This is a genomic window from Flavobacteriales bacterium (assembly GCA_016779935.1).
In the GTDB taxonomy this organism is placed as follows: domain Bacteria; phylum Bacteroidota; class Bacteroidia; order Flavobacteriales; family UBA7312.
On sequence record JADHMQ010000001.1, the window covers coordinates 327,019 to 351,904 of the forward strand.

At 33.5% G+C, this 24,886-nt stretch carries 27 protein-coding genes; 13 read left to right on the forward strand and 14 right to left on the reverse strand.

Features of this window, described 5'->3' with window-relative positions; translation table 11 throughout:
• Positions 1–24 precede the first annotated feature (24 nt).
• Together ISP73_01560 and ISP73_01565 are read left to right on the forward strand one after the other, a co-directional pair.
• Entirely contained in the window at positions 25–1,296 is a 1,272-nt protein-coding gene (locus ISP73_01560; protein MBL6657270.1) for a DEAD/DEAH box helicase, read from the forward strand.
• A gap of 88 nt (positions 1,297–1,384) precedes the next feature.
• Positions 1,385–1,816: a DUF2141 domain-containing protein gene (locus tag ISP73_01565; protein MBL6657271.1), complete on the forward strand. Its 432-nt coding sequence runs from the start codon at positions 1,385–1,387 to the stop codon at positions 1,814–1,816.
• A 308-nt stretch (positions 1,817–2,124) separates the two neighbouring features.
• Here ISP73_01565 and ISP73_01570 read toward each other — a convergent pair whose 3' ends face one another.
• Both ISP73_01570 and ISP73_01575 read right to left on the reverse strand, forming a co-directional pair.
• A complete protein-coding gene (locus ISP73_01570) occupies positions 2,125–2,754 on the reverse strand; it encodes a peroxiredoxin (protein ID MBL6657272.1) in 630 nt (209 codons plus the stop codon).
• Between the two features lie 60 nt (positions 2,755–2,814).
• On the reverse strand, positions 2,815–3,390 hold the full coding sequence (locus tag ISP73_01575; protein MBL6657273.1) for a DNA-3-methyladenine glycosylase I: 576 nt from the start codon (positions 3,388–3,390) through the stop codon (positions 2,815–2,817).
• A gap of 84 nt (positions 3,391–3,474) precedes the next feature.
• On the opposite strand from ISP73_01575, the gene ettA reads away from it, so the two are divergent.
• Positions 3,475–5,163 (forward strand): energy-dependent translational throttle protein EttA, encoded by a 1,689-nt coding sequence (ettA, locus tag ISP73_01580; protein MBL6657274.1) that lies wholly within the window; start codon positions 3,475–3,477, stop codon positions 5,161–5,163.
• On the opposite strand, the gene ISP73_01585 is transcribed toward ettA, so the two are convergent.
• From ISP73_01585 to ISP73_01615, 7 genes are all read right to left on the reverse strand, one after another.
• Positions 5,160–6,524 carry an LptF/LptG family permease gene (locus tag ISP73_01585; protein MBL6657275.1) on the reverse strand — a complete coding sequence of 455 codons (1,365 nt, stop codon included), beginning with the start codon at positions 6,522–6,524 and terminating at the stop codon, positions 5,160–5,162. The two genes, ettA and ISP73_01585, sit on opposite strands and share 4 nt — an antisense overlap.
• A 16-nt stretch (positions 6,525–6,540) precedes the next feature.
• Positions 6,541–6,915 (reverse strand): SRPBCC domain-containing protein, encoded by a 375-nt coding sequence (locus ISP73_01590; protein MBL6657276.1) that lies wholly within the window; start codon positions 6,913–6,915, stop codon positions 6,541–6,543.
• A gap of 57 nt (positions 6,916–6,972) precedes the next feature.
• Positions 6,973–7,683: an SAM-dependent methyltransferase gene (locus tag ISP73_01595; protein ID MBL6657277.1), complete on the reverse strand. Its 711-nt coding sequence runs from the start codon at positions 7,681–7,683 to the stop codon at positions 6,973–6,975.
• Positions 7,670–8,104 (reverse strand): low molecular weight phosphotyrosine protein phosphatase, encoded by a 435-nt coding sequence (locus ISP73_01600; protein MBL6657278.1) that lies wholly within the window; start codon positions 8,102–8,104, stop codon positions 7,670–7,672. The genes ISP73_01595 and ISP73_01600 overlap by 14 nt, the downstream gene beginning before the upstream one ends.
• A 21-nt stretch (positions 8,105–8,125) precedes the next feature.
• Positions 8,126–9,559 carry a chromosomal replication initiator protein DnaA gene (gene dnaA / locus ISP73_01605; GenBank protein MBL6657279.1) on the reverse strand — a complete coding sequence of 478 codons (1,434 nt, stop codon included), beginning with the start codon at positions 9,557–9,559 and terminating at the stop codon, positions 8,126–8,128.
• A gap of 177 nt (positions 9,560–9,736) precedes the next feature.
• Complete coding sequence (locus tag ISP73_01610; protein ID MBL6657280.1) at positions 9,737–10,663, reverse strand: metallophosphatase; 927 nt, start codon at positions 10,661–10,663, stop codon at positions 9,737–9,739.
• Positions 10,653–11,330, reverse strand: a complete 678-nt coding sequence (locus ISP73_01615) for a 5'-nucleotidase C-terminal domain-containing protein (protein ID MBL6657281.1) — start codon at positions 11,328–11,330, stop codon at positions 10,653–10,655. The genes ISP73_01610 and ISP73_01615 overlap by 11 nt, the downstream gene beginning before the upstream one ends.
• Positions 11,331–11,454: 124 nt before the next feature.
• Here ISP73_01615 and ISP73_01620 point away from each other — a divergent pair, with 124 nt between their 5' ends.
• Genes ISP73_01620 through ISP73_01630 form a run of 3 tightly spaced genes read left to right on the forward strand, consistent with a single transcriptional unit; the run spans position 11,455 to position 13,459 of the window.
• Positions 11,455–12,393: an SPFH domain-containing protein gene (locus tag ISP73_01620; GenBank protein ID MBL6657282.1), complete on the forward strand. Its 939-nt coding sequence runs from the start codon at positions 11,455–11,457 to the stop codon at positions 12,391–12,393.
• Positions 12,394–12,395: 2 nt separating this feature from the next.
• Positions 12,396–12,803, forward strand: coding sequence for an acyl-CoA thioesterase (locus ISP73_01625; GenBank protein MBL6657283.1), 408 nt, complete (start codon positions 12,396–12,398; stop codon positions 12,801–12,803).
• Positions 12,800–13,459 (forward strand): MIP family channel protein, encoded by a 660-nt coding sequence (locus tag ISP73_01630; GenBank protein MBL6657284.1) that lies wholly within the window; start codon positions 12,800–12,802, stop codon positions 13,457–13,459. Before ISP73_01625 ends, ISP73_01630 begins: the two co-directional genes overlap by 4 nt.
• Here the strand turns inward: ISP73_01630 and ISP73_01635 are convergent.
• From ISP73_01635 to ribD, 4 genes are read right to left on the reverse strand one after another with little or no spacing between them, the layout of a single operon-like run.
• On the reverse strand, positions 13,425–14,345 hold the full coding sequence (locus ISP73_01635) for a M20/M25/M40 family metallo-hydrolase (GenBank protein ID MBL6657285.1): 921 nt from the start codon (positions 14,343–14,345) through the stop codon (positions 13,425–13,427). The genes ISP73_01630 and ISP73_01635 overlap by 35 nt on opposite strands.
• Positions 14,345–14,959 (reverse strand): YigZ family protein, encoded by a 615-nt coding sequence (locus tag ISP73_01640; protein MBL6657286.1) that lies wholly within the window; start codon positions 14,957–14,959, stop codon positions 14,345–14,347. Before ISP73_01640 ends, ISP73_01635 begins: the two co-directional genes overlap by 1 nt.
• Positions 14,960–15,799 (reverse strand): DMT family transporter, encoded by an 840-nt coding sequence (locus ISP73_01645; protein ID MBL6657287.1) that lies wholly within the window; start codon positions 15,797–15,799, stop codon positions 14,960–14,962.
• Positions 15,796–16,812: a bifunctional diaminohydroxyphosphoribosylaminopyrimidine deaminase/5-amino-6-(5-phosphoribosylamino)uracil reductase RibD gene (gene ribD / locus ISP73_01650; protein ID MBL6657288.1), complete on the reverse strand. Its 1,017-nt coding sequence runs from the start codon at positions 16,810–16,812 to the stop codon at positions 15,796–15,798. The genes ISP73_01645 and ribD overlap by 4 nt, the downstream gene beginning before the upstream one ends.
• A 25-nt stretch (positions 16,813–16,837) precedes the next feature.
• On the opposite strand from ribD, the gene prmC reads away from it, so the two are divergent.
• From prmC to ISP73_01670, 4 genes are read left to right on the forward strand one after another with little or no spacing between them, the layout of a single operon-like run.
• Positions 16,838–17,677, forward strand: coding sequence for a peptide chain release factor N(5)-glutamine methyltransferase (gene prmC, locus ISP73_01655; GenBank protein ID MBL6657289.1), 840 nt, complete (start codon positions 16,838–16,840; stop codon positions 17,675–17,677).
• 12 nt (positions 17,678–17,689) lie between these two features.
• Positions 17,690–19,681 carry an NAD-dependent DNA ligase LigA gene (gene ligA, locus ISP73_01660; GenBank protein ID MBL6657290.1) on the forward strand — a complete coding sequence of 664 codons (1,992 nt, stop codon included), beginning with the start codon at positions 17,690–17,692 and terminating at the stop codon, positions 19,679–19,681.
• Complete coding sequence (locus ISP73_01665; protein ID MBL6657291.1) at positions 19,681–20,238, forward strand: hypothetical protein; 558 nt, start codon at positions 19,681–19,683, stop codon at positions 20,236–20,238. The genes ligA and ISP73_01665 overlap by 1 nt, the downstream gene beginning before the upstream one ends.
• Positions 20,228–21,115 (forward strand): 4-hydroxy-tetrahydrodipicolinate synthase, encoded by an 888-nt coding sequence (locus ISP73_01670; protein ID MBL6657292.1) that lies wholly within the window; start codon positions 20,228–20,230, stop codon positions 21,113–21,115. The genes ISP73_01665 and ISP73_01670 overlap by 11 nt, the downstream gene beginning before the upstream one ends.
• On the opposite strand, the gene ISP73_01675 is transcribed toward ISP73_01670, so the two are convergent.
• Positions 21,105–22,346 carry an aminotransferase class I/II-fold pyridoxal phosphate-dependent enzyme gene (locus ISP73_01675; GenBank protein ID MBL6657293.1) on the reverse strand — a complete coding sequence of 414 codons (1,242 nt, stop codon included), beginning with the start codon at positions 22,344–22,346 and terminating at the stop codon, positions 21,105–21,107. The two genes, ISP73_01670 and ISP73_01675, sit on opposite strands and share 11 nt — an antisense overlap.
• Before the next feature lie 130 nt (positions 22,347–22,476).
• Here ISP73_01675 and bamD point away from each other — a divergent pair, with 130 nt between their 5' ends.
• Genes bamD through coaBC form a run of 3 tightly spaced genes read left to right on the forward strand, consistent with a single transcriptional unit; the run spans position 22,477 to position 24,811 of the window.
• Positions 22,477–23,265: an outer membrane protein assembly factor BamD gene (gene bamD, locus ISP73_01680; GenBank protein ID MBL6657294.1), complete on the forward strand. Its 789-nt coding sequence runs from the start codon at positions 22,477–22,479 to the stop codon at positions 23,263–23,265.
• Entirely contained in the window at positions 23,265–23,609 is a 345-nt protein-coding gene (locus ISP73_01685; protein MBL6657295.1) for a DNA-directed RNA polymerase subunit omega, read from the forward strand. The genes bamD and ISP73_01685 overlap by 1 nt, the downstream gene beginning before the upstream one ends.
• The gene (gene coaBC, locus ISP73_01690) at positions 23,609–24,811 is read left to right on the forward strand and encodes a bifunctional phosphopantothenoylcysteine decarboxylase/phosphopantothenate--cysteine ligase CoaBC (protein ID MBL6657296.1); all 1,203 of its coding nucleotides are present in this window, start codon (positions 23,609–23,611) and stop codon (positions 24,809–24,811) included. The genes ISP73_01685 and coaBC overlap by 1 nt, the downstream gene beginning before the upstream one ends.
• Positions 24,812–24,886: the final 75 nt, after the last annotated feature.

Consider the following 24,886-nt stretch of genomic DNA (forward strand, 5'->3'; position numbering starts at 1 on the left):
GCTTAACCCATTCATTCTTTACCTATGAAATTTGAAGATTTAAAATTAATTCCTTCAATACTAAAAGCTTTGGAGTATCAAAACTACACTAAACCTACTAGTATTCAAGCAAAAGCCATTCCTCTTGTCCTTCAAGGCAAGGATATATTGGGTAGTGCCCAAACCGGAACTGGTAAAACAGCTGCTTTTTCAATTCCTATTGTTCAACATCTTGAAAATAAAAAACAACACCATAAAGGACATAGAAAAATTTCTGCTTTGATAGTTACTCCAACCAGAGAGTTAGCTATACAGATTGGTGAAAGCTTTTCAGCATACTCTAAGTTTACAAACCTTAAAAATACAGTCATTTTTGGAGGAGTAGGTCAAGGAATACAAGTCAAAGCACTAAATAAAGGGGTCGATGTGCTAGTGGCTACTCCAGGTCGTTTACTCGACCTCATCAATCAAGGGTATATCTCATTAAATGATATAAAATACTTTGTGTTGGATGAAGCTGACAGAATGCTTGATATGGGTTTTATTCACGACATAAGAAAGCTGTTGGCTTTATTACCTAGAAAAAGGCAATCTTTATTTTTCTCGGCCACTATGCCAAAAAATATTCTGGAACTGTCCAATCAGATTTTGAACAAGCCAGAGAAGGTAGTTGTCAATCCAGTATCTTCAACGGCAGAAACCATTCAGCAGTTTGTTTATATGACCAATAAATACTGCAAGAAAAACCTTCTATTACATATTCTTGACAATCCTGAAATTGAACAAGTATTGTTGTTTTCAAGAACCAAACACGGCGCGGATAAAATTGTGAAAAATCTTATCAAGGAGAATATTCAAGCTGCAGCTATTCATGGTAATAAGGGTCAAAGTCAACGCCAAAAAGCATTGAAGAATTTCAAAGACGGTCAAATCCGAGTTTTAGTCGCAACGGATATCGCAGCTAGAGGAATAGATATAGACAAACTGCGGTTTGTAATTAATTATGATATCCCTAACGAGTCTGAAACCTATGTACACCGTATCGGACGATGTGGCCGAGCAGGAGAAGAAGGCATTTCCATATCCATTTGTGAGCCAGAAGAAATTGTGTTTTTAAAAGACATAGAAAAGCTCACCAAACAAAGTCTTACTGTAGTAGACGATAATCCCTTTCCACAGACTGACAAACCCATGACTTCAGTCCAAAGAAAAGAAGCTCAAAAAGAAAAACAAAGAAGAAAACAAGAGTTTTTTGACAATAGAAAGAAGAAAAATGAAGGTGGTAAATTAAAACCCAATAAAAGCAGAAGAAGGTAGCTTAATACTTTGAATTTTAGAGAAGATTAAGCTAATGTTATTCGTTTAATATTACTTCTTTTTATATTTTTGCTGTAAATGTATTGCCATGAAATCTAAAGGACTGCTTTATATCCTTGTATTGCTATTGTTAGCTCTTTTCCCCAATAAAAAAACAGTTGATTTAGAAGTAATCGTTCGTAATATTATTGAAAAGTCTGGCAACATTGAATTAGCTGTTTTTTATAACCCTAGATTATTTATAAAAAAGAATAAAGCTCTTAGAAATTACTCTAGAAAAGTAAAGGGCGACACCCTTATCTTTAGGATAAATGCTTTAAGTAAAGGAGAATATGCTATTTCACTTTACCACGATATAAATTCAGACAAGGAATGTAATCTAACTATTTTGGGTATTCCTAAAGAACCCTATGGTTTTTCTAATAATGTAAAACCACGGTTTAATAAACCTAAATTTAAAGACTGTAAGTTTAAACTTAAAGAAAATACATCAATTGATATTAAACTTATACGATATTAGACTGATAGAATTAAAAACAACTTCTCTAATATTGTGCTAGAGAAGGTGTTTGTTGCATGCTTATTTCCAATAGAATAGGCTTTCGTAATCGGGTAGGCTAGTCTGATAGTCGGCATCGCCAGTATTGGAGAGTAATAAAAGAAAGAGTATGTTTTTCATGGCAAGCCTATTTAAGAATTAAAATTTTGGCTCGAATCTTAGTAATAAATCAGTATAAGAAGTATGACCTACATCACACTTTATTAAAAGAATTTCATAAAAAAAGCCCGAGCATTTGCTCGGGCTTTTATACTAAAAAGACAATCGTTTTAGTGCTTTGAAAGGTAATCGGCAACACCTGAGAAACTTTCTTTCATAGCGTCTTTTCCTTTAGACCAGTTAGCCGGACAAACCTCACCTTCTTCTTCAAAATGTTGTAAAGCATCTACCATTCTTAGAGCTTCATCTACATTTCTTCCTAATGGAAAGTTATTTACGATTTGGTGTTGTACTACACCTTCTTTGTCGATAAGGAATAATCCTCTGTAAGCAGTCATTGGGCCTTCAGCTTCTAACTCATCGTTTTCATTGATGAAATAGTCACCTGCCAATACACCGAAGTTTACAGCAACTGTTTTAGCAACATCAGCAACGATAGGGTAGGTAATACCTTTAATACCACCGTTGTTTTTATCTACTTGTAACCATCCCCAGTGACTTTCTGGAGTGTCTGTAGAACATGCAACGACTTCTACGCCTTTAGCTTGGAATTCGTTAAGTTTAGCCTGAAAAGCGTGAAGCTCTGATGGGCAAACAAAGGTAAAATCTTTAGGGTAGAAGAAAAATAACACGTGCTTCTTACCGATGAATTGTTCTAGTGAGAAACCGTCAACGATTTTACCACCATTTACGACAGCTTTAGTGCTGAATTTAGGGGCTTTTTTTCCTACTAATACCATAGTTTATGAGTTTTATATTGTTTTCTGTTATTTTAAAGGGACAAATTTAAGCATAAAGTACTAATTATTGAAACTTATTTCCTGTATTTCTTGGTGTCTGTAGCAATCAATGGTGTGGTCATTAACGATACCTGAGGCTTGCATAAAAGCATAACAAATGGTGCTGCCTACAAACTTAAAACCTCTGGCTTTTAAGTCTTTACTTACAATATCGGATAATGGCGTACTGCTAGGAATTTCTGATAAATGTTTATACTGATTATGTATTGTTTTACCCTCAGTAAATTGCCAGATGTATGTGTTAAATGAACCGAATTCTTCTTGAACTCTAATAAAGGCTTGAGCATTGGTAATAGTAGCTTTTATTTTTAGTTTATTTCTGATAATGCTCTTGTCTTCTTTGAGTCTAGCCACATCATCATCTGTCATATGAGCAACCATTTGTACATCAAAATCATAAAAAGCTTTTCTAAAGCCCTCTCGTTTTTGAAGAATAATTTTCCAACTTAGTCCTGCCTGAAAACTATCTAAAAGTATGTATTCAAACCATTTTTTGTCGTCAGAAACAGGTACACCCCATTCCGTATCGTGGTAGTTCATCTCTATGTCGGAAGGCCATTGGCAACGTTTTTTCATATTTAGCAGATATTTAGTTTAAAACTATTCGTCTTTTTCAGTAGCATATTTTTCAAAATAACGATATTTGTGGGAAATATTCTAATTATGTCCGATCAGCAAATAATTTTCTCAATGAATAGGGTAAGTAAGACTTTCCCTTCTAACAATAAACAAGTTTTAAAAGATATACACCTATCGTTTTTCTACGGTGCAAAAATTGGAATTATCGGTCTTAATGGTTCTGGTAAATCTACACTTTTGAAAATTATCGCAGGTATAGATAAATCCTTTCAAGGGGATGTTCATTTCTCTAAAGACCATAGCATTGGCTATTTGGCTCAAGAGCCTGAAATGGATGAAACGAAAACTGTCATTGAAATTGTAAAGGAAGGAATGCAAGAGGCTGTTGATCTTATTGCTGAATACAACGACATAAACAATCAGTTCGGATTGCCAGAAGTGTATGAGAATCCTGATAAGATGGAGAAGCTTATGGCAAAGCAAGGGGAATTGCAAGACCAAATTGATGCTGTAGGAGCTTGGGACTTAGAAACAAAGTTGAATATAGCTATGGACGCCCTAAGGTGTCCTGAAAGTGATAAGTCCATCTCTGTATTATCTGGAGGAGAAAAAAGACGAGTAGCCCTTTGCCGTTTGCTCTTAAAAGAGCCGGACATTTTACTACTCGATGAGCCTACCAACCACTTGGATGCCGAATCGGTGCATTGGTTAGAGCAGCATCTACAACAATATAAAGGTACGGTAATAGCCATTACTCACGATAGGTATTTCTTAGATAATGTAGCCGGTTGGATATTGGAATTGGATAGAGGAGAAGGCATTCCATGGAAAGGGAATTATTCCTCTTGGTTGGACCAAAAATCGAAGCGATTGGCACAAGAAGAAAAACAAGCCAGTAAACGTCGCAAAACCTTAGAAAGAGAGTTGGAATGGGTGAGAATGAGTCCCAAAGGAAGACAATCTAAATCTAAAGCTCGTTTAAGCAATTACGATAAGTTGCTAAGTGAAGAAAATAAGCAACAAGAAGAAAAAATAGAATTATACATTCCTGCAGGCCCTCGTTTAGGTACAAATGTTATAGAAGCAAGCTCGGTTTCTAAAGCCTTTGGCGATAAACTTCTGTATGAAGACCTAAACTTCAAGTTACCTCCTGCAGGTATCGTTGGAATAGTTGGTCCTAACGGTGCTGGTAAAACCACCTTATTCCGAATGATAATGGGTAAAGAAGAAGCCGATTCAGGTTCTTTTTCAATTGGTGAAACAGTAAAAGTATCTTATGTTGACCAACAACACGCTGATATTGACCCTGAAAAAACCATATGGGAACAAGTGACTGGTGGTAACGAATTATTAGAAGTAGCTGGCAAAAAAATAAACTCACGTTCGTATGTAGCTAAATTTAATTTTCAAGGCTCTGACCAAAATAAAAAAGTTGGTGTATTGTCAGGTGGTGAGCGAAACCGTTTGCACCTTGCCATGACCTTAAGAGAAGAGGGTAATGTATTACTTCTCGATGAACCTACTAACGACCTTGATGTCAATACTTTACGAGCATTAGAGGAAGGGCTTGAAAACTTCGGAGGTTGTGCTGTAATTATCTCACACGACCGTTGGTTCTTGGATAGAGTATGTACTCATATTCTAGCCTTTGAAGGCAATTCTCAGGTCTATTTCTTTGAGGGTGGTTATTCGGACTATGAAGAAAATCGTAAAAAACGATTAGGTGATGTGGGTCCTACACGAATTCGATACAAGAAGTTGGTACGTTAACTTCTCTTCAAAAATCTAAATTTAGGAAAAGAGAATAAATGCGAATCCGAATTGGCTTTGTAGATTAAGTATATGCCAATGGGAAGTAGGATGATGTTAGCCGACCACATTCCTTGCAAAACAGCTATTTCAGCTTCCTTAACCATCTTTTCAGATGTTACCGATATAATATGGTAGGTGATAAAAAATCCTACAGAAATAATTACTGGCATTCCGAAGCCACCTTTTCGGATAATAGCACCAAGAGGGGCGCCAATTAAAAAGAAAATAATACATGCTATCGCTAGAGTAATTTTTCGATGCCATTCCACCTTATGTTTAATAGCAATTTCGGTAGAATATTTATAATCTCTTATATGACTTGTCAGTAATGACTGAAGGTATTTCACAGAGCTTATGGCGTTTGAATTTACCTTGGTGGTATAAGTCGGAGAATTAGGAAGATTGGATTTATAACCTAACGCTAAAGATTCAAATTCAACATTGTTTTTTTCAGTGATTTGATGACTGAAAGCCGCTGATTTTAAGTTCATATTATGATTAATAGAATCAATAGCATTCAGAAGTTGTTTGTTATTCATCATAGCATAGTGATTGCGGTATAAGTCTTCACTACTTCTTTTCATACCAAAATCAGATAAATCAAAACGTAAAATATCTTCTTTGAAAGAGGCTCTTTGAAAGGGTTTATTCTCCTTTTTTAAGTCCAGTTCATTATAGCTATATCCATTTTCCAATGCAATGACAAAGTACTGTTCATTTTCGGCAAGGTACATTTTGCCCTTTTCAGCTACAATAACCTTATCATTACCTTTTTCAGACTTATGGTCATAAATCATTATACCTTCCAAATCGGTACCATTTTCTAGCTTCTTATCAATTTTAATACTATATCCACTTAGTTCGTTATAGAACATACCTTCTTTGATATTCAGCGCAGGTTTTTGTTTTCTTATGTCGTATAATAATGAGCCTGCCTTCAGATTAGCATAAGGCATATAATAATTTGAAAATAAAAAGGAAAAAGAAGCTATAAAAATTACTAGAGCAAATAGGGGAGTCATGCATTTTCTTAATGATACTCCAGCAGACCTTATAGCCATCAGCTCATTTTTCTCGGCAATATTACCAAAAGTCATAATTGATGAAAGCAATACGGATATTGGCAATGCCATAGGAACGAATCGAGCAGCAGCGTAGAAAAGAAGTTTGGTAATGACCATCATTTCCAATCCTTTACCAACCAAATCATCAATGTATTTCCAAAGAAATTGCATCAATAATAAAAAAATAGCCAGTAAAAAGGTGAATATAAAAGGACCTATGAAGGATTTAACAATGAAAAGGTGTAGCTTTTTCATTCAGTCAAATAGGGATTTATGATCCTATTAAGTGTTTTAAATTGTCAATTTGAGTATCCCATAAGTTGGTAGCATCTTCTTTATCGTCTTCATCATCGGCAAAATCAGAAACAATAAGCGACACATCACTTGTAAGTTCATCAATTTGAATTCTAAATTCAAAATACTCATCTTCCTCAGAGTCTAACCATCTGAATCGAATGTGTTCTCCCTTTTTCTTACTAATTAATACTGCATCTTGTGAGCTTCCTTCCCATGTAAATGTATAGATACCATCTCTACTAACATTAACGTCATCGGCAAACCATTCTGACAAACCACTTAAGGTGCTAAGTCTTTCATATAGGATTTTTATGGATGAATGTATGGGGTATTCTAATTCGTATAACATAAGGTTTGTGTTTAAACGTTGGTAATATATATATAATTAAATGAAAAAATCAATGTTTTAGTATTTGTGGATTAAAAAAACACTAGGTTTTTTATTTAAATCGTAATTTTTTGACTTTATATTTTTTACTTTTCCTCTAATAATCTGTTCATTTTCTGTACTTAAGTTGGTAGCAATACAAATAGTTGTATTTGATTGACAATGCTTACATAAGTCTTCAAGCATATGGTTATTCCTAAAAGGCGTTTCAATAAATATCTGAGTCTGATTCTGTCTAAACGATAAATTCTCTAAAAATTGTATGCGTTTAATGCGTTCAGATTTATCCTTAGGAAGATATCCAATAAAAGCAAAATTTTGCCCGTTCATGCCAGATGCCATTAAGGCTAATAGGATAGATGAGGGGCCAACCAATGGAACCACTTGAATATTATTAGAATGTGCTAATTTTACGATATCTGAACCTGGGTCTGCTATACCTGGACAACCAGCCTCGGAAAGAAGTCCAATATTTTCGCCTTTAAGTGCTGCATTTAGCATTGTATGCAAGTCTGATTGGTCAGTATGCTTGTTGAGTAAATGAAAGTGTAAATCGTCAATTTTGGTCGTAATACCAGCTTTTACCAGATAACGACGTGCTGACCTAAGATTTTCAACGATAAACGTGTTACAGCTATTTATTTCATTGATATTGTCTGGAGGCAAGACAGAAGACACTTCACTATTGCCAAGTGTGCAAGGAATTAATATTAGTTTACCTTTTTTCAATTGAATTTAAAATTTGTTGGCAAGCATTAAAAAGTAATTGATATACCTTTTCAAAACCTTCTTTACCTCCAAAATAGGGGTCAGGAACATCTTTATTTTCTTCTAATGCAAATTTAACTTTGCATTTATCATTATCATCTTTAGCCAATCGAATAACGTTCCTGTAATTAGCAGCATCCATTACAATTATCCTATCAAAATAGTCAAAATCTTTTTTGGTGAATTGTCTTGCAGCTAATCCTGAAATATCAATATCATACTGTTTGGCAGTTTCTATCATTCTATAATCAGGCTGACTGCCAATATGAAAGTTACTTGTGCCGGCTGAATCTATTTCTAGTTCTGGGGATAATTTCCTAAGGATGCCTTCAGCTAAAGGGGAACGGCATATATTTCCTAAGCAAACAAACAGTATTTTCATAGTACTGAAGTTTGATTAGGATTAGTTAAGTGTTAACTTTTTTTCAATGTCGTTAACAAATGCTCTGAATTGTTTGTCCGTATCAATTAGATTATTGACGGTTTTGCAAGCATGTAGAACAGTGGCATGATCTTTATTTCCACAATGTATTCCAATATTCGCAAGAGAGTTTTTGGTTAGCTGTTTAGAGAAATACATGGCCAATTGTCTGGCTTGTACAATTTCTCGTTTTCTTGTTTTGGATTTCATTAATTCAATTGGGATGTCGAAATAATCACACACTACTTTTTGTATGTAATCGATAGATATTTCTCTTGCCGTATTTTTGACAAATTTATCTAACATTTCTTTAGCTAAATCAATAGTAATATTTTTCTTGTTTAGAGAAGATTGAGCTAAAAGTGAAATTAATGCGCCTTCTAATTCTCTAACGTTAGTAGTGATAGAGTAGGCGATATATTCTACAACTTCGTATGGCATTTCAATACCATCGTTGTATAATTTTTTCTTGAGAATAGCAATACGTGTTTCTAAATCTGGCGATTGCAAATCGGCAGATAAACCCCATTTGAATCGAGAAAGTAATCGCTGTTCTACGCCTTGCATATCTACAGGTGCTTTGTCAGAAGTTAGAATTATCTGTTTGCCGTTTTGGTGCAAGTGATTGAAAATGTGGAAGAAAGCATCTTGAGTTTTTTCTTTTCCAGCAAAAAACTGAACATCATCAATAATTAATACATCTATTGATTGGTAGAAATGAATAAAGTCATTCTTCTTGTTATCCATTATGGAGTCAACAAATTGTGTTTGAAATTTGTCGGCTGAGACATATAAAACGGTCTTTTCTGGAAATAGATTCTTTACTTCAATTCCAATTGCATTGGCAAGGTGTGTTTTTCCTAATCCACCGTTCCCATAAATTAATAATGGGTTAAAGGATGTTCCACCAGGTTTTTGAGCTACTGCATAGCCAGCTGAACGTGCTAGTCTGTTGCAATCTCCTTCAACAAAAGTGTTAAAAGAGAAGTTTGCATTAAGCTGTGGATCAACTTGTATTTTCTTTAGGCCTGGAATAACAAATGGATTTCGTATTGAAGTCTCATTAATGTTAATAGGCATATGAATAGGTGTATTCTTAAGGTTACCTCTTCCTGAGCTAGGAACTTTAGTCATATAAGGTTTGGTGTTATAGTTATTGTCCATAACTATACTGTATTCTAATTTACCGTCTTCACCTAATTCTTTTCTTACGGTTTTCTTTAGCAAGTCAATGTAATGTTGTTCAAGCCACTCATAGAAGAACTGAGAAGGTACTTGAATAGTAAGGATGCTAGACTTTAAACGAATAGCTTTTATGGGTTCAAACCAAGTTTTATATGACTGTGGGCTAACATTATCTTTTATTATACTTAAACAATTTCTCCATACAATCTCGAAAACTTTTTCTTCTACCATTATCACAATTAATTAATAATTCAACTTTCAATTTAAGTGAGTTATCATTGGCTTATGTAGAAGGGGCAAATGTGTTAACAAAAAAGTTAAAAAAAAAATAATTTAGGTATTGACTTTTATTTTTTTTTTACAGTATTGAAAAATAATATTCTAGTTAAGAATGGTCAAAAATACTGCTTATGAAAACACATCAATGGAAGCAGCTTTAAAAGTATGAATTGAATTGGTAATTGACAAGTTTTTTTTGTTAAAATAAAAATCAATTTTTCCCAGTTTTATTGCACCAAAGCCAACCTGACTAATAAGCACGTCATTTTGGTTCTTATTTTTGATAATTACTGGTTTATTTAGAAAGGAATGAGTGTGTCCACCAATGATTAAATCAATATTAGATGTTTGCTCTGCTAACTTGATATCGCTTATTTTTTCAGACTTATACTTGAATCCTAAGTGTGAAAGACAAACGACTATATCGCAGTGTTCTTTAGTTTTTAAGTATTTCGCTTTAGCATTGGCAATACTTACTGGGTCAATGTACTTTACGCCTTCACAAAGGCTAGCATCAACAAGTCCGTCAAGTTCAATACCAATGCCAAATATTCCAATTTTTATTCCTTCTTTTTTAAATATTTGATGGGGTAATACTTTCCCTTCTAATTCAGTATCCGTAAAATCATAGTTAGACGATATGAAAGAAAAATTGGCATGCTTCATTTGTTTAACCAATCCGTCAATACCATTATCGAAATCGTGATTACCTAAAGTGATGGCATCGTAACCCATTTCACTCATTAATTTAAACTCTAATTCGCCGCCAAATAAATTGAAGTAGGGGGTTCCTTGAAAAACATCACCAGCATCAAGTAGTAGAATATTGCTTTCTTCATTCCGTATTTTTTTAATCATTGACGATAGTTGCTGCATACCACCTAAGCCTTTATTTCTTCCAGAAGTAAAGGGCTCAATGTTGCTGTGCATGTCGTTTGTATGAAGTATACTTATTTTCACTAATTCTCTGTCAGATGCGAAAGCTCTTAAAGGCGACAGTCCAACTAGTGTACTTCCAAAGAGTATGTTTTTTACAAATTTTCTTCTAGTTGTCATTGAATAATATTAAATGTCTTGAATCAAAAGATGATGAAATTGTATCGTTTTTTAGGCAGTATTCTATTAGTGCATCTCGCATTTTCACGCCTACTTTATGTTGCTCTTTGTTATTAAAAAAACTCATCTTATCTCCACCATTTGCTAAATAATCGGTTGTGAGGACCTGAAAAACAGAGTCTTCAATTGAGAAGTTATCAGAAAATGCAATGGGCTGACCTTCGGTATAAGTAAAATAACTCTTTAAAGACATAAATTCTTCTTTATTAAGTTCTAAAACAACAAGTTCATTTTCAAAAGGCATAAGCTTATAAATATCTCGTTTTGTAATATTTCCCTGAGCTAATGAACTCCTTAGACCACCAGTATTGAAAAAAGAAATGTCTATATCAAAATCGTCAGTCATTTCTTGAGCTATATCTAAGCAAGCGTCAGACGTCCAATTTCCAAGCAAACTTTCTGGTTTTCCTTTTCCTAAATCTGTTGCTGCATAACACAATACCACATTCATAAGAGAGTCAAGCTGTTGCTTGTAAGGCAATATGGTGTAGTGCATAGAGCTATCTATAACGGATTGTACATCAAATACGTTTCGATCCATTGAATTGTATTCAAAAGAAGGCTGATTGAGTAATGCTAAAGCAAGAAGTAGGTAAATGAACTGCATGACACAAATCTAATTATTTAAACAATATGGTATGTTAAAAAAATATTGATTATTTAATATTGAAAATTACTAACGGGCTAACTAATTATTTAGATTTGTTGTGAACCAAAATTTTCTAAATATTATGAACTCATTTATTATTTTCTCTGTACTTGCGGTTGTATTACTTCCGCTAATTTTCTTTATTGTAAAACAACAAACTTCAGCTGTTATTGAACGTTTTGGTAAATTCACTTCTATTCGTCATTCGGGTTTACAATTAAAAATACCTGTTATTGATAGAATTGCGGGTAAGCTAAGTTTAAAGATTCAGCAATTGGATGTAGTTGTTGAAACTAAGACTAAAGACGATGTATTTGTTAAACTGAAAGTTTCGGTTCAATTTCAGGTTATAAAAGATAAAGTCTATGAAGCTTTTTACAAGCTCGATTATCCTCATGATCAAATTACCTCTTATGTATTTGATGTTATTCGTGCTGAAGTACCAAAGATGAAGTTAGATGATGTTTTTGAAAAGAAAAACGATATTGCTATTGCCGTTAAGTCTGAACTAAATGATGCTATGATTGAATACGGTTACGACATCATCAAGACGCTAGTTACTGATATTGATCCTGATGCTCAAGTAAAAAATGCGATGAATCGTATCAATGCTGCCGAAAGAGAAAAGGTAGCGGCTCAATATGAAGGTGATGCAGCTCGTATTTTGATTGTTGAAAAGGCTAAGGCAGAGGCAGAAAGTAAGCGTTTGCAGGGGCAGGGTATTGCTGATCAAAGACGAGAAATTGCCAGAGGTTTGGAAGAATCTGTAGAAGTTCTTAATAAAGTGGGAATCAATTCTCAAGAGGCTTCGGCACTAATTGTAGTAACCCAACACTATGATACTTTACAGGCAGTGGGAGCAGATACTAATAGTAATTTGATTTTACTTCCTAATTCTCCTCAAGCAGGTTCGGATATGCTTAATAATATGGTGGCTTCATTTACGGCAAGTAATCAGATTGGTGAAGCGATGAAGAAGCAAGAGGAGAAGAAAAACAATAATCCTAAGTCTGAAGAGTAATAATGTTTTCACACCAAACCAACATACGAGTTCGATATGCCGAAACGGATAAGATGGGCTATGTCTATTATGGTAACTACGCTACTTATTTTGAAGTAGCCAGGGTAGAAGCTCTCAGAAGTTTGGGGGTTAGTTATAAGGAAATGGAGGACAGTGGCGTTATGCTTCCTGTCCTTTCCTATTCTACTAAGTTTTTTAAACCTGCTTTTTACGATGAAGAGTTAACAATAAAATTGTTCATCAAGGAAATGCCAAAAGCTCGTATTCATTTTTATTTTGAAACCTTTAACTCATCTGATATCAAAATCAACGAGGCACAAGTCGTATTAGTTTTTGTTGATATGCAAAAGAACAAACCTTGTTCAGCACCTACCGACTTAATTAATCAGTTAAAATCTTTTGGTTTATGAAAAAGTATTGGGCAGAATGTTTAGGAACCTATATTATGGTTTTTGCTGGTACAGGAGCCATGATTGTCAACGACGTTTATGGATCTGTATCTCATTTAGGTATCGGATTGACTTTTGGATTGGTGGTCATGGCGGTTATTTATTGTATAGGAAGTATTTCAGGGGCTCATATTAATCCCGCCGTGAGTATTGCTTTTTGGGTAAGCAAACGCTTTAGTGGTAAGGAAGTTTTGCCGTATTTAGTATCTCAATTTACTGGCGCAATTTTAGCCAGTTTAACGCTCTCTTTTATGTTTCCTCAACACGAATTGCTTGGAGCAACATTACCTGCAGGCAATTGGGAGCAAAGCTTCATAATGGAATTCATATTGACATTTATATTGATGTTCGTTATTCTGCTTATGTCAGAAGGAAGCAAAGAAGTGGGAGTGATGACAGGTTTTGTAATTGGAATGGTGGTGGCTTTTGAAGCTATTTTTGCTGGACCTGTTTCAGGAGCCTCCATGAATCCAGCACGTTCATTAGCACCAGCATTGGTTTCTGGACATCTAGCTCACTTGTGGATCTATATTACAGCTACAACCTTAGGAGCATGCGCTTCTGTTTTTGCTATTCGTTTAATTACAGATTCTTCATTAGATAATCATACATCTTAAGCATAGATTCAATATCTGATTTATGTACCTTTTCATCAGGACTATGAACATTATCTTCAGGAGCACCAATAAAGCACCAATCAAAAGGGTAGGGAGAACGTTGTAAAGCATTACCATCGCTGCCACCTGCATTTTCTACTTCTAGTTGAAAAGGAATTTGACTTTGTTTAGCTAAATTGATGATTTTATTGACATAGCTTTTTCTTGGAATACCGCTATCACGCATTGATATAGCTACGCCTTTTCCATGTTTTACCCCTTCGGTGACCCATGTAATATCTGAAATAAGGGCTTGCTTTACGCCATACTTTTCATAAATGAATTTAGCAAGATAACCTACTGAACCACCACCATGTTCTTCCCAGGATGAAAAACAAATTATACCATTTTCTAGTGTTTCAGCCACTTTTAGAGCATTCCATACACCCAAACGATTATCCATATAGCAACATTCAACAAAATCGTCAGACTCTCTAAAATCAGGTTTAAAGGTTAAACTTGTACCTCTTTCTACAAATCGTCCTCCAATATGTAAAGATTTATTGCCTTTTTCATCTTCTTTATGGATAATGTTTTCTTCAATCTTTCCTTCAGAATCCTCTCCGATAAGTGTTATACCTTCAGTAGTGACAGGACCGCCAATCTTTACAATTTCATTTTCGTACTTTGCTGTAAATCCAATACTATCCATATGAGCAAAAATTGCTGTAGTGGGCTTCCCAAAAACAAGTACAATACAATCTTGAAAGCCATCGCCATTGTAGACTTTAGGCTGAATCTTCCAAGAAGACTTGTTAGAGTTAATGTAATTCAGTAAAAATTCTGAAAGTGCAGATTCTTCTCCTGAAGGAGCATGAATATGACATAAGGTTTTGAGTAATTCCATTAAATCGTTTTTATGAATTTTAGAGTCAATAAATGATTGAGGGCAAATATACTTTGTATTTTTTCAGACTGACTCTTTTTAACACAAAAGGTAAGAGCGCATTCTAATTCAAAATCTTGTTTAATTATTTCCAAGCCATTGTCTTTTACCAAGCGCATAACATTGTTCATCTCTGGGTATTTAAAATGAACGGTAAAGACATCTTTTACAAAACGTTTTTCAATAGTGATATTCTCTAGTGCTTCTGAAGTTGCTGCTCTATATGCAGTAATGAGACCGCTAACGCCTAATTTTACACCGCCAAAGTATCGCACAACTACTACCAAAGTGTTGGTTATTTCTCTAGAAAGTAACTGTCCTAAAATGGGTTTCCCTGCTGTATTGGATGGCTCGCCATCATCGCTATCACGTTGTGTCGATTTATCAGGGTTTATGATGTAAGCATAACAATGATGACGCGCAGCATATTCTAGTTTTTTCACATCGGCAAGGCGCTGTTTAACCTCTTCCTCAGTTTTTACGGAATATGCATAAGCGATAAATTTACTGCCTTTGTCTTTAAATAGGCCTTTTGAACTGCCAACAACTTCAAGATATGAATCGTCAATACTCATTTAGGCGTATATCAAGATGTAGATGGATGAAATTGCCAATGTAACACCTAGCCAATTAAGCCTTGAGAGATGTTCTTTGTAATAACCCCATCCAATTAATGCAGATAAAATAACAACCCCAATATTAAGAATAGGAAAAACCAAACTCGACTCCATAGAATCTAAGCTTCTTAACACAAAAAATATACTAAAGTAATTGGGTATTCCTAGAAGTATACCTGCAATTATGTTTTTTACTGTTAGTTTTTGCTTTTTAATTAATAATAAAAGTCCACCAACACCAAAAGCAACTAAAAACACAGTAGAAGTGAAGTAATCTTTAGATTGAGGAGAATCCAAATATAAATACTGAATATGTGATAAAACTGTATCTAGTAAACCTGCACCAATAAATAATACCAGAGCTAAATATATTGGTCCTTTTTGATGCTCGTCTTTTTTAACGGTAAGGTAAACGGATACAAGTGCTATAGAAATACCAATAACCTTTAGTAAAGTCCATTTATCACCTTGAAACAATAAAGCTGCTAGAACAGGTATTATTAATGACATTTTACTAGCTAATGAACCAACTGTTACGCCTAGTCGTTGTGTAGTCAATGCCATTACATTAAACATAACGATAAAAAATATTCCTAGAAGAAATGTCGGTAAAAACCAATCCGTAGAAATTATATTTTCGTAATTATACCCAGAATGACCTAAAAGAACGGATAAGATACCAGCACTCAAGTAATTAAAGGTAATAGCTTGTAAGGTGTTTATGTTTCTTCTATCAAACTCTTTAAAAAATAAGAATAAACAGATAGTGAAAACAATTGATAAGGTTAAGTCTATCATAAATTGTAGTAATAATCTAATTTATCTTCTCCAATCCAACTCGAATTCATTATATCTTTCTCTATTACAGGACTTTGTATACCGTTTTCTAATTCTATTTTAGAGGTGAAAACCTTGGCCTCATCCCAATAATTTGATGCTATAAATGAATTAAGAGTTTTTGCTCCACCTTCTACAATTAACGATTGAATACCTCTTGAATGCAAAACATTCATTAAAGAAGGAAAAAATGAATTGAAATCAATTTTTATGTGCGTATCGTTTTCAGTATGAGCATTCACTGTAAGGGTAGTAGAGTCAGAATTAAAAATAGCATGTTTTGAATCTAAAGAAAGGTCTTTGTCAATAACAATTCTAATAGGGTTTTTCCCTTTAATTTCTCTAGTAGTTAGCAATGGATTATCTTTAATTACAGTATTTTTTCCTACCAAAATGGCAGCTTCTTCACTTCGCCATTGATGAACTAATTTTTTTGATTCTTTTCCTGTCATCCAAAAGGGTTCAGACTGATTAATTGGAGCTATGAAACCATCAATTGATTTCGCCCATTTTAAAATGATATAAGGACGTTTTTTCTCATGAAATGTAAAAAATCGTTGATTTATGGCTCTGCATTCATTTTCCAAAACAGATGTTTTTACATTAATTCCACCATGCTTTAAAGTTTCAATCCCTTTACCATTTACCTCTGAGAAAGTATCCAAACTACCAATTACAACTCTAGGAATATTTGATTTAACGATTAAGTTAGCACAGGGCGGTGTTTTACCAAAATGAGCACATGGTTCTAGAGTAACATAAAGGGTAGAATCACTCAAAAGAGATTTATCTTCAACATTATTTATAGCATTTACTTCAGCGTGATGTTCTCCATGTTTCTGATGGTAACCTCGACCAATAATTTTATTTTGATGTACAATGATACAACCTACTAGAGGATTTGGCATGGCGTGTGGAAAACCTTTTAAAGCCAAATCAATACTCATCTTCATATATTTTTCGTCCATCAACACGCACAAAAATAACTAAATTGGTCGGATGAAAATGTCCAAAGATATATTGCCTTTATTTAAATCCGAATTACAGTCTATTTACTCTGATAATGAAATTGATGGCTTGGCATATTGGTGCATAGATTCACTCTTAGAATACAGTAGATCAGAATGGCTATTAAAGGCTAATTATCCTCTTCCTGATAACGTTATAAATTCCTTTGAAGATATTATTTCAAGATTAAAAAAACATGAGCCTATTCAATACATTTTTGGAGAATGTAACTTTTATGGACTTACGTTTAAGGTTAGTCCAAAGTGTTTGATTCCTAGACCTGAGACGGAAGAGCTTATCAGATGGATTCAAAAAAGTACGTTCAAAAGAGGTTTAGACATTGGTACAGGAAGTGGTTGCATAGCTATTTCATTGGCTAAATTTTCAAATATAAAGATGAGTGCTTTAGATATTTCATCAGATGCACTAGAAATAGCAATGTATAATGCTAAGGTAAATAATGTATCTGTAAACTTTTCATTACACGATATTTTTGAAGATAAAACGTTTGACAATAAATTTGATTTAATAGTAAGTAATCCGCCATATGTTTTGGAAAGTGAAAAAGCTCAAATACAAAAAAATGTTTTAAAGTATGAGCCTGATTTAGCTCTTTTTGTAAATGACGATAACGCTCTACACTACTATAAACGAATTATTGAATTTTCTAAAGAAAATTTAGAAGATGGAGGAGTGTTATTTTTTGAAATAAATGAACAAAAAGGCTTTGAAGTAAAGGATTTATTAGAGAAGAATTCATTTCATGATATCTTAATAAAAAAAGATATGCAAGGCAAAAATAGGATGGTAAAAGCCGTTTGGAAGTTGTAAATTCGAAATGTGATGAGAGCAGAAGAACGCATTATATTTTTGAGGTCCGAATTAAAACAACACAATTATAATTACTATGTGTTAGATAAACCTATTATCAGCGATTTTGATTTTGATATTATGCTAGAAGAGCTTATCGAGCTTGAGAATAATCATCCAGAATTGTTTGATGCTAATTCACCTTCACAACGAGTAGGAGGAGAGTTAGTAAAATCTTTTAAAACAGTCCCTCACAAATACAGAATGTTGTCTTTAGGCAACACTTATTCATCAGAAGAACTCTACGATTTTGACAAACGAATTTCAAAACTGGTAGAGACTGATATAGAATACGTTTGTGAATTAAAATACGATGGAGTATCAATTAGTTTAACATATGAAAATGGCGAGTTAGTACAGGCTCTTACTAGAGGAAATGGAACGGAGGGTGATGATGTTACCACTAATGTAAAAACTATAAAAAGTATTCCTTTGAAACTAAATGGTGACTTTCCAAATTCATTTGAAATAAGAGGAGAGATATTTCTACCACACAAAGGTTTTAAAGAAATGAATAAAGCTCGAATTTCTGAAGATTTAGAGCCATTTGCTAATCCAAGAAATGCCGCGTCTGGTAGTTTAAAAATGCAAGACAGTAAAGAGGTTGCAAAACGTCCATTAGATTGTTTTCTGTATTATTTGTTAGGAAAAGAATTGCCCCACAAAATCCATTACAATAATTTACAAGAAGCTAAAAAATGGGGCTTCAAAATTCCATCTGAAACCACTGTGTGTACATCCATTGAAAAGGTGATTGAATTTGTACAGTATTGGGATAAAAAAAGACACGATTTACCTTATGATATTGATGGAATAGTAATAAAGGTAAATGACCTAAAATTACAAGATCAAATGGGTTTTACCGCCAAAAGCCCCAGATGGGCAATTGCATACAAATTCAAAGCCGAGCAAGTTTCAACTACATTAAATGAAATAAGCTATCAAGTTGGAAGGACAGGAGCAATTACTCCAGTCGCAAATTTAGAGCCTGTATTATTAGCCGGTACGATTGTAAAACGAGCATCCTTACATAATGCTGATCAAATTGAAAAGCTTGATATAAGAGTAGGTGATAAAGTATTTGTAGAAAAAGGCGGGGAAATAATTCCAAAAATAATTGGTGTAGCAATAAAGGAAAGGAATTTATTCTCTAGACCAACGGTTTACATAACCCACTGCCCAGAGTGTAATAGTGAGCTAGTCAGAACAGATGGTGATGCCAAACATTATTGTCCAAACGAAATAAATTGTCCACCACAAATCAAAAGTAGATTTGAACATTTTATCAGTAAAAAAGCCTTAAATATTGTTAGTATAGGTCCAGAAACAATAGATTTATTATTCACTAATGGCCTGATAAAGAACTTATCCGATTTATACAAGTTAAAAAAAGAAGATTTATTACCATTTAAAAAAGACGGAGAGAAGTGGGCAAGAAATATAATTTTAGGCTTAGAACAATCTAAAAATATAGCATTTGAAAGGGTTTTATTTGCCTTAGGAATTCGATTTGTTGGGGAAACTGTTTCTAAAGTATTAGTTAAAGAATATCATCATATAGATAATATAATTAGAGCTACAAAAGAAGAACTAGAAAATGTAGATGAGATAGGAGATAAGATTGCTGAAAGTGTAGTCTCATTTTTTAAAAATGATGAAAACATTACACTTGTTCGGCAACTCAAAGAAAATGGTTTAACATTCGAGATTGGAGAAGATAAAAAAGCTATTTCTGACAAGCTCTTAGGTATGTCAATTGTTATTTCTGGCGTGTTTGAAATGTATACTAGAGATGAACTAAAAAAAATAATTGAACAACATGGCGGAAAAAATGTAGGTTCAATTTCTAAAAAAACTACTTTTGTAGTCGCAGGGCAGAATATGGGGCCAAGTAAATTAAAAAAAGCCGAATCATTAAACGTGCCATTATTATCAGAAGATGAATTCATTAAAAAAATAAGTTGATGCCAATTCAGTTTATTGAAGATATAAAACAAAAAGTAGGAGAGTATGTTTTTAAACGCGATTTAAAACATAACAATCGTATTAGAGAAGTTCACAATTTTAATACAGCAAAATCGATTGGAATATTATACGACGCTACAGACATTGATGATATGATGATGGTGAGTGAATTTGCAAATGAGCTTTTTCAATCTAAAAAGGACGTTAAAGCACTTGGCTTTGTCAATAAAAATGAATTGACGCATCATCATATGCCAATGCTACAATTTGATTTCTTTTTTCTTAAAGATTTAAACTGGTATTACAAACCTCAGAATTATATCATTAAGAATTTTCTGGAGAAAGATTACGACATTTTAATAAATCTATGTACAAGTAATTGTGTGCCAGTAAAGTACCTTGCAGGAGGGTCAAGAGCAAAATTTAAGGTGGGTAAGTACGAACAAGATTTATCAATTTACGATATGATGATAGATGTTAAAAAAGACACTCTATCAGCATTAATAAATGAAGTAAAACACTATTTGAACTTAATAAATAAAAAACATGCATCCTAAAATTTTTGGCACAGGAGTAGCATTAGTTACTCCTTTTAAAACAGATTTATCAATTGATTTTGATGGTTTAACTCGATTAATTAATCACTGTATTGCCGGTAACATAGATTTTTTAGTTGTAATGGGTACAACTGGAGAAAGTGTTACTCTATCAAATGATGAAAAAAGTCAAGTTCTAGAACATGTAAAAAAGATTAATGACAATAATTTGCCCATTATCTTAGGTATTGGTGGTAACAATACTTCTGCTGTAATAGAATCATTTTCTAACTATAATTTAAATGGTGTTGACGCCATACTTTCCGTTTCGCCATCTTATAACAAACCTACTCAAGAAGGTATTTACCAACATTTTAAGGCTATTTCAGAAAAGTCACCATTACCAATCATTTTATACAATGTACCTGGCAGAACATCTTCAAATATGTCTGCAGAAACCACATTACGACTGGCAAATGATTTTGATAATATTATAGCTATTAAAGAAGCTAGCGGAGATATGTCTCAAATAATGGATATAATTAAAAATAAACCTTCAGGTTTTAATGTGCTTTCTGGTGATGACGCTATTACACTTCCTATTATAGCAATGGGAGGAAAAGGAGTGATTTCAGTACTTGGACAAGGCTTACCTAAAGAATTTTCAACAATGGTAAGCTATGCCCTAGATGATAATAGTGTAGAGGAAGCTAGAGAATTACACTACAAAATATTAGATTTTGTTAATCCATTATTTTCTGAAGGAAACCCTGCGGGTATTAAGAAGATGTTAAAGCTACTCAATATCTGTGGGGATAATGTTAGATTGCCTTTAGTGAAAGCCTCTGACTCGATTGAAAATACAATTAAAAAGGGTTTAGATAATCTTAAAAGCTAGCTAACTTTTCAGAAATATATTCTCCATTTTCTAGTTTATCTTTAATGGAAGTAAAGGATTCAATGGTATATTGAACGTCTTCAAGCGTATGTATAGCTGTAGGAATTAATCGTAATAAGATTACACCTTTAGGAACAACAGGATATGTGACTATCGAACAAAATATGCCATAATTTTCTCTTAAATCTAAAGTAAGATTAGTTGCTTCACCAACACCGCCAGATAAGTAAACTGGTGTAACAGCAGATTCAGTATTTCCTATGTTAAATCCTGCATCCTTAAGTCCAGATTGGAGTTTATTGGCAATATTCCATAACTGATCTTTTAATTCAGTCTTATTTTGCAATAACTCTAATCGTTTAATAGCTCCAATAACTAGTGGAGTAGGAAGTGATTTAGCGAAAATTTGAGAACGCATATTATATCTCAAATACTCAACAACATCTTCAGTAGAGGATATAAAAGCACCTATGCTAGCCATTGACTTGGCAAATGTTCCAAAGTAAATATCAATTTCGTCATGGCATTGAAGGTGTTCACCCGTTCCGTAGCCATGCTCACCCATAGTACCAAAACCATGAGCATCATCAACAAATAATCTGAAGTTAAATTTGGATTTTAATTGAGAAATTTCTCTGATTTTACCTAAATCACCAGACATACCGAAAACTCCTTCAGTAATAACAAGTATTCCTCCACCAGTTTCCTCAACTATTTTATTAGCCCTTTCTAGCTGTTTCTCAAAGTTATCAATGTTATTGTGTGGGAATACAAAGCGTTTTCCTTGATGAAGACGAACCCCGTCAATAATACAAGCATGGCATTCACTATCATATACAATAACGTCTTTACGGTCAACGAGAGCATCAATTGAAGATAACATACCTTGATAACCAAAGTTTAAAAGGATGGTATCTTCTTTACGCATGAAAGCAGATAAATTATTCTCTAGTTCTTCGTGGTAATTGGTGTTACCAGACATCATTCTGGAACCCATTGGATAACCAAGTCCCCATTCCTTGGAAGCTTGTTCATCTGCTTTTCTAACTTCAGGCTGATTTGATAAGCCTATATAGTTGTTTACACTCCATACCAGTACCTCTTTACCTCTGAAAAACATTTTATTAGAAATTTCACCTTCTAACTTAGGGAAAGTAAAGTACCCGTGTGTACTTTTGGCATATTGTCCTAGAGGACCTCTGTTGTTTTTTATCTTTTCAAAAAGATCCATTTAAACTTTATAAAATTAAGTCGGCTAAGATAATAATTTAGAATTTATAACACAATATTCAACTTAATTGAATGATGACGAAATAAAGTATTTCAAAACTCGTTCCATTTACTATCTTTGCACAACTAAAATGAGAATAGTTATCTACATATCTTTCATTGCAATCCTTTTTTCCTGCAATGGATATCAAAAAGTTTTAAAAAGCAGTGATGTGGATTTAAAATACCACATGGCAAAAAAATATTATGATGAAACAGAATATTTTAAAGCACTGCCGTTACTTGATGAATTACATATTTTATTTAAGGGTACTAGTAAGGCTGAAGAGGTAGATTATCTTCTTGCTTATACACACTTTGGTTTAGGAGCAAATATGTTAGCCAGTTACCATTTCAAGATATTTACTCTTACCTATCCTAACAGTAAACACAATGAAGAGCTGGCTTACATGGCTGCTTACTGTTATTTTTTAGAATCTCCTTCTCCCACACTAGATAAAACAAATACCTTAAAGGCTATTGAAGAATTACAAGCCTTCATCGATAAATATCCTGACAGTGAGAAGATTGATAAATGTAACGATCTGATAGATGAACTCACTATAAAAATACACAAAAAAGCATTTAAGATAGCTAAGCTTTATTACGATATTTCTGATTATAAAGCTGCAATTACATCTTTAAATAATTTAGTTCTTGATTATCCAACAATTGATAATCAATCTGAAATTCAATTTCTTATACTAGATGCTAATTACAATTTAGCCATCAATAGTGTAATGACTAAAAAAGAGGATAGACTAAACAATACCTTAGCCGCATTTAATTTTTTCAAGAATAATTATTCAGATGATAAATTAATGAAACTTGCTCAAGGTATTCACGATAAAACAATTAAACAACTAGAAAAGTTTCAATAATGACAGATTTTAAAAAATCAAAAGCAAACAACACAACGGAAACAAAAAACATAAAAGATATTGCTGGTAAAACAGGGAACCTTTATGAAGCAGTTGCCGTTATGTCTAAAAGAGCTGTTCAAATTAATAAGGATATTAAAGAAGAATTGCTTTCAAAACTTGCTGAGTTTGCAACACCAAGTGAATCAATCGAAGAATTATTCGAAAACAGTGAGCAAATAGAGGTATCTAAGTTTTACGAAAAACTTCCAAAAGGTACTTTAATAGCAGTTCAAGAGTTTTTAGAGGACAATATCTATCACAGAAATACAAAATTAGATAACGAAGAAGAATCTGCTGCTTAATGTCTCTTTTTAGAGATAAAAATATTCTCATAGGTGTTAGCGCAAGCATAGCCGCTTACAAATCGGCACATTTAGTTAGAGAATTTATTAAACTTGGCGCAAACGTTCGTGTTGTAATGACTCCTGATTCAAAAGAGTTTATTACGCCCTTAACACTTTCAACCTTATCTAAAAATCCAGTACTTTCTACTCTAGTTAAAGAAGAAAATAATGAAGAGTGGAATAATCATGTCAAAATAGGCTTGTGGGCAGATGTAATGATTATTGCACCGGCTACAGCTAAAACTTTATCAAAAATGTCTAGTGGTGAGTGTGACAACTTGCTTTTAACGACTTATCTCTCTGCTACATGTCCAGTGTTTTTTGCGCCAGCTATGGACTTAGATATGCTTTCACATCAATCGACCCAAGAAAATATTCAAAAATTAATTTCTTTCGGCAACCATTACATACCAGTTTCAGATGGAGAATTGGCAAGTGGTTTAGTTGGTAAAGGAAGAATGGCTGAGCCTGAAGAGATAGTTAGTTTTGTTCGTGATGAATTGTACAAAACCCTTCCTTTGAAAGGTAAAAAATTACTTATTACAGCTGGGCCTACTTTTGAAGCCATTGATCCAGTCCGATTTATAGGAAATCATTCATCAGGTAAAATGGGGTATTCTTTAGCTTTACACGCTGCAGATTTAGGAGCTTATGTTACCTTAGTTTCTGGTCCAACACATCAAGAAATTAATCACCCTAATGTTTTAGAAATTAAAGTAACTAGTACTCACGAAATGCACACCGAATGCGACAAATATTTTGACAGTACTGATGCTGCAATATTAAGCGCTGCAGTTTCTGATTACACCCCTTCAGAAGTGTCATCTTCAAAACTTAAAAAATCTGATGAAGAATTAGTTCTAAAATTGAAAAAAACTACTGATATTTTAAAAACATTAGGACAAAAGAAATCACATCAAATCCTTGTTGGTTTCGCTCTAGAAACGGATAATGAAATAGAAAATGCTAAAAGTAAACTGACAAAAAAGAATTTAGATTTTATTGTTCTAAATTCATTAAATGATAAGGGGGCTGGTTTCAAACATGACACAAACAAAATTACTATCATTGATAATGATAATAATTTGCATAAATTTGAGTTAAAATCAAAGACTGATGTAGCTGTTGACATTATCAACCATTTGATTAAAAAGCTTTAAATGATTAATAAAATAGTCCTTATATTTTTTGTTTTCTTTTATAGTAGTTCTGAGCTTCTATCTCAGGAAGTTTTA

What these genes read in the sequence shown, in the direction of transcription:
- ISP73_01675 (MBL6657293.1), bottom strand. Translation starts at nt 22,346, where the DNA reads ATGGATCTTTTTGAAAAGATAAAAAACAACAGAGGTCCTCTAGGACAA.
- ISP73_01565 (MBL6657271.1), top strand. Translation starts at nt 1,385, where the DNA reads ATGAAATCTAAAGGACTGCTTTATATCCTTGTATTGCTATTGTTAGCT.
- ISP73_01630 (MBL6657284.1), top strand. Translation starts at nt 12,800, where the DNA reads ATGAAAAAGTATTGGGCAGAATGTTTAGGAACCTATATTATGGTTTTT.
- ISP73_01570 (MBL6657272.1), bottom strand. Translation starts at nt 2,754, where the DNA reads ATGGTATTAGTAGGAAAAAAAGCCCCTAAATTCAGCACTAAAGCTGTC.
- dnaA (MBL6657279.1), bottom strand. Translation starts at nt 9,559, where the DNA reads ATGGTAGAAGAAAAAGTTTTCGAGATTGTATGGAGAAATTGTTTAAGT.
- ISP73_01560 (MBL6657270.1), top strand. Translation starts at nt 25, where the DNA reads ATGAAATTTGAAGATTTAAAATTAATTCCTTCAATACTAAAAGCTTTG.
- ISP73_01685 (MBL6657295.1), top strand. Translation starts at nt 23,265, where the DNA reads ATGACAGATTTTAAAAAATCAAAAGCAAACAACACAACGGAAACAAAA.
- ISP73_01640 (MBL6657286.1), bottom strand. Translation starts at nt 14,959, where the DNA reads ATGAGTATTGACGATTCATATCTTGAAGTTGTTGGCAGTTCAAAAGGC.
- bamD (MBL6657294.1), top strand. Translation starts at nt 22,477, where the DNA reads ATGAGAATAGTTATCTACATATCTTTCATTGCAATCCTTTTTTCCTGC.
- prmC (MBL6657289.1), top strand. Translation starts at nt 16,838, where the DNA reads ATGAAAATGTCCAAAGATATATTGCCTTTATTTAAATCCGAATTACAG.
- ISP73_01665 (MBL6657291.1), top strand. Translation starts at nt 19,681, where the DNA reads ATGCCAATTCAGTTTATTGAAGATATAAAACAAAAAGTAGGAGAGTAT.
- coaBC (MBL6657296.1), top strand. Translation starts at nt 23,609, where the DNA reads ATGTCTCTTTTTAGAGATAAAAATATTCTCATAGGTGTTAGCGCAAGC.
- ISP73_01575 (MBL6657273.1), bottom strand. Translation starts at nt 3,390, where the DNA reads ATGAAAAAACGTTGCCAATGGCCTTCCGACATAGAGATGAACTACCAC.
- ISP73_01590 (MBL6657276.1), bottom strand. Translation starts at nt 6,915, where the DNA reads ATGTTATACGAATTAGAATACCCCATACATTCATCCATAAAAATCCTA.
- ISP73_01600 (MBL6657278.1), bottom strand. Translation starts at nt 8,104, where the DNA reads ATGAAAATACTGTTTGTTTGCTTAGGAAATATATGCCGTTCCCCTTTA.
- ISP73_01615 (MBL6657281.1), bottom strand. Translation starts at nt 11,330, where the DNA reads ATGCAGTTCATTTACCTACTTCTTGCTTTAGCATTACTCAATCAGCCT.
- ISP73_01610 (MBL6657280.1), bottom strand. Translation starts at nt 10,663, where the DNA reads ATGACAACTAGAAGAAAATTTGTAAAAAACATACTCTTTGGAAGTACA.
- ISP73_01645 (MBL6657287.1), bottom strand. Translation starts at nt 15,799, where the DNA reads ATGATAGACTTAACCTTATCAATTGTTTTCACTATCTGTTTATTCTTA.
- ISP73_01620 (MBL6657282.1), top strand. Translation starts at nt 11,455, where the DNA reads ATGAACTCATTTATTATTTTCTCTGTACTTGCGGTTGTATTACTTCCG.
- ISP73_01670 (MBL6657292.1), top strand. Translation starts at nt 20,228, where the DNA reads ATGCATCCTAAAATTTTTGGCACAGGAGTAGCATTAGTTACTCCTTTT.
- ISP73_01635 (MBL6657285.1), bottom strand. Translation starts at nt 14,345, where the DNA reads ATGGAATTACTCAAAACCTTATGTCATATTCATGCTCCTTCAGGAGAA.
- ISP73_01625 (MBL6657283.1), top strand. Translation starts at nt 12,396, where the DNA reads ATGTTTTCACACCAAACCAACATACGAGTTCGATATGCCGAAACGGAT.
- ligA (MBL6657290.1), top strand. Translation starts at nt 17,690, where the DNA reads ATGAGAGCAGAAGAACGCATTATATTTTTGAGGTCCGAATTAAAACAA.
- ISP73_01585 (MBL6657275.1), bottom strand. Translation starts at nt 6,524, where the DNA reads ATGAAAAAGCTACACCTTTTCATTGTTAAATCCTTCATAGGTCCTTTT.